The 537-nt window shown below is 44.3% G+C and carries 2 tRNA genes and 1 rRNA gene; all 3 read right to left on the bottom strand.

What is annotated here, in order from left to right:
• Positions 1–161 (bottom strand): 23S ribosomal RNA (locus ACFSFW_RS22005); the annotation flags it as partial.
• A 113-nt stretch (positions 162–274) separates the two neighbouring features.
• Positions 275–350: transfer RNA gene (locus ACFSFW_RS22000), tRNA-Ala, on the bottom strand.
• A gap of 19 nt (positions 351–369) precedes the next feature.
• A tRNA-Ile gene (locus tag ACFSFW_RS21995) sits at positions 370–446 on the bottom strand.
• Positions 447–537 lie beyond the last annotated feature (91 nt).

The following is a 537-nucleotide window of genomic DNA, read 5'->3' as shown; positions in this document are numbered from 1 at the left end:
TCAGGTAAGGATACTACCCCATTACGGGCAGTGGGTTTCCCCATTCGGAAATCTTCGGATCAAAGCCTACTTACAGCTCCCCGAAGCATATCGGTGTTAGTACCGTCCTTCATCGGCTCCTAGTGCCAAGGCATCCACCGTGCGCCCTTCATAACTTAACCTAAGTTAATATTAAAAAAGAACTTTTACTACTTCAATGAATGTTTTGTTACGTTATCTAGTTTTCAAGGAACGAAAAACCGATTTCTATCATTACGATATCATCAGTTGAGTTTGGTGGAGCCTAGCGGGATCGAACCGCTGACCTCCTGCGTGCAAGGCAGGCGCTCTCCCAGCTGAGCTAAGGCCCCAAAGGATATATATAATGAATGGTGGGCCTAAATGGACTCGAACCATCGACCTCACGCTTATCAGGCGTGCGCTCTAACCAGCTGAGCTATAGGCCCATTCATATAATGTTACGAGAAAATTAGTTCTCTCAAAACTAAACATAATACAAAGCGTCTTTTTATGAAGTTCGTAGAACTTCAGTTTCCT

This window comes from Ferdinandcohnia salidurans (assembly GCF_042680725.1).
GTDB classification, from domain to species: domain Bacteria; phylum Bacillota; class Bacilli; order Bacillales; family Bacillaceae_L; genus Ferdinandcohnia; species Ferdinandcohnia salidurans.
The sequence above is the reverse complement of the archived record's forward strand: the minus strand, read 5'-3'. Positions and strand labels throughout refer to the sequence as shown.